Origin of the sequence: Micromonospora sp. KC207 (assembly GCF_004348615.1) — a bacterium.
Classification (GTDB): domain Bacteria; phylum Actinomycetota; class Actinomycetes; order Mycobacteriales; family Micromonosporaceae; genus Micromonospora.
Genome location: NZ_SMKJ01000348.1, coordinates 1 through 6,423 on the forward strand (window position 1 = coordinate 1; position 6,423 = coordinate 6,423).

The following is a 6,423-nucleotide window of genomic DNA, read 5'->3' on the forward strand; positions in this document are numbered from 1 at the left end:
GCCGGGGTGGTGGGCGCGGCCGTCGGCGACGGCTCCTTTCCGCCGCACGCCGCGAGCGCGACCAGGGAAACGCAGGTCAGGACAACGGTTGAGATACGTGCGTGATTCACGGACGGGTACCTTAGCGGCTTCGTCCGCTGCGTCGTCCACCGACACCGGCTGGTGGACGACGCAGCGGCACGCCGTCCACCAGCCCGGATGCGCAGCCGCCGGTCGGCCCGGATGCTCAGAAGGTGTGTTCGGCGGCGGGGAACTCGCCGCCGCGGACCTCGTCGGCGAACCGCCGGGTGGCCTCGGCCAGCGCCCCGGCCAGGTCGGCGTAGCGCTTCACGAAGCGGGGGGCCTTCCCGGTGCGCAGGCCGGCCATGTCCTGCCAGACCAGCACCTGCGCGTCGGTGTCCACCCCGGCGCCGATGCCGACGGTCGGGATCGACAGTTCCCCGGTGATCCGCTTGGCGACCTCGCCCGGCACCATCTCCAGCACCACCGCGAACGCGCCCGCCTCGGCCACCGCGAGGGCGTCGGCGAACACCTCGTCGGCCGTGTCGCCGCGCCCCTGCACCCGGTACCCGCCGAGGGTGTGCTCGCTCTGCGGGGTGAAGCCGATGTGCGCCATCACCGGGATGCCGGCCCCGACGATCGCGGCGATCTGGTCGGCGCAGCGCCGGCCGCCCTCCAGCTTCACGGCGTGGCAGCCGCCCTCCTTCATGAACCGCACGGCGGTACGCAGCGCCTGCGTCGGCCCCTCCTCGTACGAGCCGAACGGCAGGTCGCCGACGACCAGCGCCTGCCGGGTCGCCCGCACCACCGCACGGACCAGCGGCAGCAGTTCCTCGGTGGTCACCGGAAGCGTCGTCTCGTAGCCGAAGACGTTGTTCGCCGCCGAGTCGCCGACCAGCAGCGCCGGGATCCCGGCGGCGTCGAAGATCGACGCCGTGTACTGGTCGTACGAGGTGAGCATCGACCACTTCTCGCCGCGCTCCTTGGCGGCGAGCAGGTCGCGGGTGCGGACCCGCCGGGTGACCGGGCCGCCGTAGAGGGCGGTCACCTCGGTCGGGGTGGACTCCACCATGGCTCTCTCCTTCCTCGAGGCCGCGCGCGCGGTCCCCGGGTTCCTCGCAAGCGTCGCACCGCGCGACGGTCGCCGGCAGGAGACAGTGGAGGATTTCACTTCCTGGGGGACCGGGCGCGCCCTCCGGATTCCCGGAAAGTGACGCGCCGAGCCCGACGCGCTGTGGGCGGCGCTCACGGTGCGGGTGGTGCCGCCCCGGCCCGGGTCAGCTGTCCTCGCGCCACCGGTTGGTGATCGGCAGCCGCCGGTCCCTCCCGAACGCCTTCATGGAGATCTTGGTGCCTGGGGCCGACTGCCGGCGCTTGTACTCGGCGGTGTCCACCATCCGCAGCACCCGGTCGATGATGGCCGGGTCGTGCCCGGACTCGACGAGCCCGGTCCGGCCCAGGTCGCCGTCGATGTACCCGATCAGGATCGGGTCGAGCACGTCGTAGTCCGGCAGCGTGTCGCTGTCGAGCTGGCCGGGGCTCAGCTCGGCGCTCGGCGGCTTGCCGATCGAGTTCTCCGGGATCGGCGGGGTCTCGCCCCGGCGGGCGGCGTCGGCGTTGCGCCACTTCGCCAGCCGCCAGATCAGCGTCTTCCACACGTCCTTCACCGGGTTGAAGCCGCCGACCGAGTCGCCGTAGAGGGTGGAGTAGCCGACCGCCAGCTCGCTCTTGTTGCCGGTGGTGAGGACCAGGTGGCCCTCCTGGTTCGACAACGCCATCAGGAGCACCCCGCGTACCCGGGCCTGGAGGTTCTCCACCGCCACCCCGGACAGCGACATGTTCGCCAGGAACGTGTCCACCATCGGCTGGATCGGTGCCACCCGGTAGTCCAGCCCGGTGCGCTTGGCCAGGTCCTCCGCGTCGGCCCGGGAGTGCTCCGACGAGTGCTGGCTGGGCAGCGAGACGCCGACCACCCGGCCGGGGGTGAGGGCGTCGACCGCGAGGGCCGCCACCACCGCCGAGTCGATGCCGCCGGACAGGCCCAGCACCACCGACGGGAAACGGTTCTTGTCGACGTAGTCGCGCAGGCCCAGCACCAGCGCCTGCCACACCTCCGCCTCGTCGGCGACCGGCTCGATAATCCCGCCCACCGCCGCCGCGCCGCCGGGTGCGGGCGGGACGCCGCCGACCGTGGCCCGGACGATCCGCATCCCGTCGGTCACCTCGCCGCCGGCGCGTGCCCCGTCGCCGTCGGCCCGTTCGGCCGCCGCCGGCAGCTCGACGTCGTGCACGAGCAGATGCTCGACGAACTGGGGGGCGCGGGCCAGTAGCGTCCCGTCCGCGTCGACGATCAGCGAGTCGCCCTCGAAGACCAGCTCGTCCTGGCCGCCGACCATGTTGACGTACGCGACGGTGGCCCCGGCCTCGGCGGCCCGGCGACGCACCAGCGGCAGCCGGATGTCGTCCTTGTTCAGCTCGTACGGCGAGCCGTTGATGGTGACGACCAGGCCGACGCCGGCCTGCCGGGCCGCCGCGAACGGGCCGCCGGCCTGCCACATGTCCTCGCAGATGGTCAGGGCGACGTCCACCCCGCCGACGCGGACGACCGTCAGCGTGTCGCCCGGGACGAAGTAGCGGTCCTCGTCGAACACCCCGTAGTTGGGCAGGTGGTGCTTGAAGTAGGTGGCCACCACCTCGCCGCCGTGCAGCACCGCGGCGGCGTTGCGGGCCCCCCGGCCCGGCTCGGCGTCGGAGCTGACCTGCGGCGGGCCGTCGGCGTCCAGGTAGCCGACCACCACGGGCAGCCCGCCGAGGCCGTCGGCGGCCAGGTCGGCGGCGAGGCGGCGCAGCGCGGCCTGCGACGCGGCGACGAAGGACCGGCGGAACACCAGGTCCTCGACCGGGTACCCGGTCAGCACCATCTCCGGGAACAGGACGAGCTGGGCACCGGCGTCGGCGGCCGTACGGGTCCACCGGCGAACCAGGTCGGCGTTGCCGGCGAGGTCGCCGACGCTCGGGTTGACCTGGGACAGGGCGAGACGCAGGGTGGGCATGTCCACATCTTGCCCCAGCCGGGCCGTCCCGACACGGCGGGCGGGTCGGAGACGGTCGCCACTTGCGCCGCGCGGCGGGCGCCTGCCTGGGCTCCGTCCGCCAGGGGGCGGGACACGACAGGACGCGGTCCGGGCCGGTCGCGTAACGTCTGCGTAAAGGAGCCGGTGGAAACTGGGCGGTCAGGCCCGACCGGCGGCGGAAACAGTGGCACGAGGGGTGGAAGTGGACCGTCAGCAGGAGTTCGTCCTCCGTACGCTGGAAGAGCGGGACATCCGGTTCGTCCGGCTGTGGTTCACCGACGTGCTCGGCACGCTCAAGAGCGTGTCGGTGGCCCCCGCCGAGCTGGAGGCCGCGTTCGAGGAGGGCATCGGGTTCGACGGCTCGGCGATCGAGGGCTTCGCCCGGGTCTTCGAGTCCGACATGGTGGCTATGCCCGACCCGACCACCTTTCAGGTGTTTCCCTTCGAGGGTGGGGTGAGCGGCGAGAGCGCCCGGATGTTCTGCGACATCCTGCTGCCCGACGGCGGCCCGTCCTGGGCCGATCCCCGGCACGTGCTGCGCCGGATGCTGTCCAAGGCGGCCGAGAAGGGCTTCACCTTCTACACCCACCCCGAGATCGAGTTCTTCCTGCTCGAGAATGGCCCGCAGGACGGCTCGGTGCCGACCCCGGTCGACACGGGCGGATACTTCGAGCACACCACGCACGCGGTGGCGCGGGACTTCCGCCGGCAGGCCGTGCTGGCCCTGGAGCGCATCGGCATCTCGGTGGAGTTCAGCCACCACGAGGTCGCCCCCGGCCAGCAGGAGATCGACCTGCGCTACGCCGACGCGCTGACCACCGCCGACAACATCATGACCTTCCGGCACGTGGTCAAGGAGGTAGCGCTCTCCACCGGCGTGCAGGCCAGTTTCATGCCGAAGCCGTTCACCGACCAGCCGGGCAGCGGCATGCACACCCACTTGTCGCTGTTCGAGGGCGAGCGCAACGCGTTCCACGACGGCGGCGACCCGATGAAGCTGTCGAAGGTGGCGAAGTCGTTCATCGCCGGGCTGCTCATGCACGCCCGGGAGTACACGGCGGTCACCAACCAGTGGGTCAACTCCTACAAGCGGCTGTTCCCGCAGGCACTGCCGGACCGGATCACCGAGAGCCCCGCGTACGTCTGCTGGGGTCACCTCAACCGGTCGGCGCTGGTCCGCGTCCCCGCGTACGGCAAGCCGAACTCGGCCCGGGTGGAGGTCCGCTCGCTGGACTCGGCGACGAACCCGTACCTGGCCTTCGCGGTGCTGCTCGGCGCCGGCCTCAAGGGCATCGAGGAGGGCTACGAGCTGCCCCCGGGTGCCGAGGACGACGTCTGGTCGCTGAGCAGCGCCGAGCGTCACGCCATGGGGTACGAGGCGCTGCCGGAGAACCTGTCCGAGGCGATCGACGTGATGGCCGGCTCCGAGCTGGTCGCGGAGGTGCTCGGCGAGCACGTCTTCGACTTCTTCCTGCGCAACAAGCGGGCCGAGTGGGAGCAGTACCGCCGCGAGGTCACCCCCTACGAGCGGCAGCGCTACCTGTCGCTGTAGTGCCGCCGGCCGGCGCGGTCTGTCGGGGGGTTGCGGCGGGCCGCTATCGTCTCGATCACCGCGCCGGCACCCCCGCCGGGCGGCCGGTGGTGGTCGGGAGGCAGTCGGTGCTGGAGGACCTGCTCAGCGGAGCATGGCAGAGCGTCGTGTTCGGGGTCGTCGGGGTGGGGCTGATGGTGGCCGGTTTCGGCCTGGTCGACCTGCTCACCCCCGGCAGGCTGCGCGAGCTGATCTGGGTACGGCGCAACGCCAACGCCGGGTTGCTGCTCGCCGCGAACCAACTCGGCATCGCCGGAATCGTGTTCACCGCGATCCTGACCAGCTACAGCGACTTCGCCAAGGGGTTGGCGTCCACGGTCGTCTTCGGGCTGATCGGCCTGCTGATCATGGCGCTGGCGTTCTTCGTGCTCGACCTGCTGACCCCGGGCAAGCTGGGCGAGATCATCTGCTCCGACGAGCCGCACCCGGCGGCCCGGGTCAGCGCCGCCACCCACTTCGGGGCTGCGCTGATCGTCTGCGCCTGCATCGCCTGACCGGCCCGCCCGCCACTTCCGGCGGGCGGGGCCGGCCGGATCGACGCGGCGGGTTGGGCTGGTGGCCCGCCATGTCGCCGACATGGCGGGGTCGGAGTGCTCCGGACCCCGCCACGTCGGCGACATGGAGTTGATCAGGCGGTGGCTCTCATGGGCCGACCGGACCGCCGTGGTGGTGCCGGATTCCGCCGTCCTCGCTGTGGCGGTGCCGGATTCCGCCGTCTCCGCCGTGGCCGTACCGAATCCCGCCGTCTCCGCCGTGGCGGTGCCGGATCTCGCCGTCCTCGCTGTGGTGGTGCCGGACCCAGCCGCCCGCGCCGGGGAAGACGCCGGCCTCGACGGCCTTGGTGATGGCGTCGGCCTGCTCCTGGGTGAGCTTGCCGTCCTTGACGGCCAGCGCCAGCCGCTTCTTCAGCGCGGCCTGTCGGTCGGCGGTGTCGGGCCGCTCACCACGCTGGCCCTGCTCCGGCAGGTCGGCCCTGTGCTGCTCCCGGACCTTCTTGAGGGCGGCGGCCACCTTGTCGGTGGGAACGCCCAGCTCCTTGGCGAGCGCCTCGGCGAGCTCCTGCTGCCGGGTGTTCTCGCTGGTGCTGTTGCTGGCGCTCGGCGGGGTGGCACTTTCCTCGGCGAACGCGATGGTCGGCGCCGCGATCCCCACGCCGAGCACCCCGGCCGCCGCGAAACCGGCCAGTAGGTGCTTCTTCGAAATCGTGCGGGACATTCAGGTCCTCCAAAATCCTTGCTCGGGTGCGATGACATCACCGACAGTGACCAACCGAGCTGGACCAGAGCCATGACGACCCTGTCAGCGAGCTGAAAATCGGGCGCTCGGGTCGGACAAACCGGTTGTCAGGGGACATCGCGCCCTGCCAGGGTGGGCCGGACCCGACAGAGAGGCGGATGCCCGTGCCGCAGCCCACCATTCGCGAGACAGCCCTGCCCGGGCCGGGCTGCGGGCCGTACGGGATCACCGCCGGCCCGGACGGAGCGCTGTGGGCGACGCTGGTCCGCTCCGGCGGGATCGCCCGGGTGACCGCCGACGGCACGGTGGAGGTCCACCCCGGCGACCCGGCGAGCCAGCCCCTGATCATGACCGCCGGCCCGGGCGGCGCGCTCTGGTTCACCCGCTCTGGCCCGGGCAGGACCGCGAGGCCGTGCGCCGCCCGGTCCGGCATCGGCGCCGATCTTGCACTTTCGGCCCAGGTAAAGGCGTTTCGCCCCCTTTGTCGGGGCTCAACTGCAAGATCGGCGCGGGGTGGGGGGC

General features: G+C 72.1%; 5 protein-coding genes and 1 pseudogene. 3 read left to right on the plus strand and 3 right to left on the minus strand.

The window, feature by feature from the left end; translation table 11 throughout:
- Positions 1-226 precede the first annotated feature (226 nt).
- Positions 227-1,072: a 3-methyl-2-oxobutanoate hydroxymethyltransferase gene (gene panB, locus E1258_RS28695; RefSeq protein WP_132406633.1), complete on the minus strand. Its 846-nt coding sequence runs from the start codon at positions 1,070-1,072 to the stop codon at positions 227-229.
- A 205-nt stretch (positions 1,073-1,277) separates the two neighbouring features.
- Complete coding sequence (locus E1258_RS28700; protein ID WP_132406635.1) at positions 1,278-3,053, minus strand: NAD+ synthase; 1,776 nt, start codon at positions 3,051-3,053, stop codon at positions 1,278-1,280.
- Between the two features lie 223 nt (positions 3,054-3,276).
- Between E1258_RS28700 and glnA the strand changes: the two genes are divergently transcribed.
- Together glnA and E1258_RS28710 are read left to right on the plus strand one after the other, a co-directional pair.
- Complete coding sequence (glnA, locus tag E1258_RS28705; protein WP_036372678.1) at positions 3,277-4,626, plus strand: type I glutamate--ammonia ligase; 1,350 nt, start codon at positions 3,277-3,279, stop codon at positions 4,624-4,626.
- Between the two features lie 107 nt (positions 4,627-4,733).
- Positions 4,734-5,159 carry a DUF350 domain-containing protein gene (locus tag E1258_RS28710; RefSeq protein WP_036372675.1) on the plus strand — a complete coding sequence of 142 codons (426 nt, stop codon included), beginning with the start codon at positions 4,734-4,736 and terminating at the stop codon, positions 5,157-5,159.
- Positions 5,160-5,307: 148 nt separating this feature from the next.
- On the opposite strand, the gene E1258_RS28715 is transcribed toward E1258_RS28710, so the two are convergent.
- Positions 5,308-5,880, minus strand: a complete 573-nt coding sequence (locus E1258_RS28715; RefSeq protein ID WP_132406637.1) for a hypothetical protein — start codon at positions 5,878-5,880, stop codon at positions 5,308-5,310.
- Positions 5,881-6,059: 179 nt separating this feature from the next.
- Here E1258_RS28715 and E1258_RS34125 point away from each other — a divergent pair.
- Positions 6,060-6,423, plus strand: a pseudogene (locus tag E1258_RS34125) (hypothetical protein); the annotation flags it as partial.

Excerpts from the sequence above, each read along its gene's own strand:
- E1258_RS28700 (WP_132406635.1), bottom strand. The coding sequence starts at position 3,053 with ATGCCCACCCTGCGTCTCGCCCTGTCCCAGGTCAACCCGAGCGTCGGC.
- E1258_RS28715 (WP_132406637.1), bottom strand. The coding sequence starts at position 5,880 with ATGTCCCGCACGATTTCGAAGAAGCACCTACTGGCCGGTTTCGCGGCG.
- panB (WP_132406633.1), bottom strand. The coding sequence starts at position 1,072 with ATGGTGGAGTCCACCCCGACCGAGGTGACCGCCCTCTACGGCGGCCCG.